This is a genomic window from Chromobacterium aquaticum (assembly GCF_021129195.1).
Classification (GTDB): domain Bacteria; phylum Pseudomonadota; class Gammaproteobacteria; order Burkholderiales; family Chromobacteriaceae; genus Chromobacterium; species Chromobacterium aquaticum.
Window position 1 is genome coordinate 1 of record NZ_JAJOHW010000238.1, and the last position, 1,597, is coordinate 1,597.

Genomic DNA, 1,597 nt, shown 5'->3' on the forward strand with positions numbered 1-1,597 from the left:
GCTTTGTCCCGGCGGCAGGGTTTGGCCGGCGCGCTCGGCGGCGGCGGCCCGCTCGCAGGCGCGCTCCAGCTGCTGGATTTCCTGGCTGTCGCTCACTTCGTCGATCTTGGCCTGACGGGCTGCTTCCAGTTGCGCGGCCAGGTCGGCGGCGCTCTGGCCGGGCGGCAGGGTCTGTCCGGCGCGTTCGGCCTGGCGGGCGGCTTCCAGCCGTTGTTCCAGCTGCGCCACTTGTTGGGTGCGGGCGACGGCGGGCAGGGTGTCGGCGCGGCCGAGCGCGTCCAGCATGCGGTAGGTGTTGACGCCGCCGCGGCCCATGCCGTCGTCGCTGGCATTGGTGACCACGAACAGGTGCAGTTGGCCGTGCTGGGTGCAGTCGCGGCCGCACGCGGTCTGGGTCCGCACATTTTTGAGGATGCGCTCGGCCAGCACCGGCCAGCGGAAGTACTGGTTCTCGATATAGATGTATTGGGTGGCGTTGCCGACGGTGTGCAGATACAGCGTTTCGATGTCCTGGGTGTTGTCCTGGGGCTGGGTGCGCAGGATCTGGGCCATCACGCTGTTGGCGGTGGGCAGCTTTTGTTGGCGGAAGACGCGCTCCAGGCCCTCGCCGACGGTTTGGGCGTCGCGCTCGCCGAGCAAATCCTCGCCGGTTTCCTTGTGCCAGGCCTGGGCGAAGTTGAGGTGCAGGTATTCGAGGATGGGACCGCTGAGCTGGCAGGAGAGGTCCTGCATCGGATAGGCCCCGTTGCGGCCGCGGTCATGGGGCTGGCGCTGCCGGCTGTGGGCGTCGTTGTCCCAGTAGCCGTCCAGCATATTGTGGCCCATGACGAAGCCGATGGCGGCGGTGTTGTCCTGATAGTCGACCAGCACCATTTTTTGGTGGTGGGACGGGACGCCGGCCATGACGAGGCGGCTGCCGAGGCTGAGGTCGCGGTCCAGGGTGTTGCTATCGTTGTCCAGCGCCTTGAGGTCGGCGCGGCTGATGCTCTTGAAGATATTGATGCGGTCCTTGAGGCTGAAGCCGCGGCCGACGAAGCGCAGCGGCAGCGCGGGCTGTTTGCGGTCGTAGGCGCGGAACCAGTCTCGATCGACCTGAAACTGGGCGTCGTACTCTTGCTGCGCCTGTCTTTGCTCATCGGGATCGAGTTCGGCGTTTTGGCGGCGGTCCATGATGGCGACGGGGTTCTTGCCGGGCATATTGGCTTCGCCGGCGGCGCCGGTGACGCTGATGCCGAAGGGTTCGAGGGTCCATCCCAGCACGCGGACCTGAACGCCGGCGCGGGCTTTTTGTTCGAGCAGGGCGCCGATGGCGGGCGCGCTGCCGTCGCGGACGAAGCGCATGGAGGGCTGGAAGCCCCAGCAAACGATGTCGACGGAGCGTTGCGCGTTGGCGATGGCCTGGTGGACGGCGGCGAAGGCGCGCTCGCCGTTGACGAGTGGGGTGTAGTTGGCGAAGTCGGGTGGGTATTCGGTGCCGCAGATGAACCAGCTGGCGTGGGCCTGCACGGTTCTGCCGTCGCAGAGCCTGAGGGGGATGGTGATCACCGGCGGTTCGTAGGTGGTGCTCATGTCGGCTCCCCCTTGCCTGGGGCGGCGG

1 pseudogene is annotated in these 1,597 nt (G+C 67.3%); it reads right to left on the reverse strand.

Features of this window, described 5'->3' with window-relative positions:
- A pseudogene (locus LQT98_RS24095) lies at positions 1-1,569 on the reverse strand (hypothetical protein); the annotation flags it as partial.
- Positions 1,570-1,597: the final 28 nt, after the last annotated feature.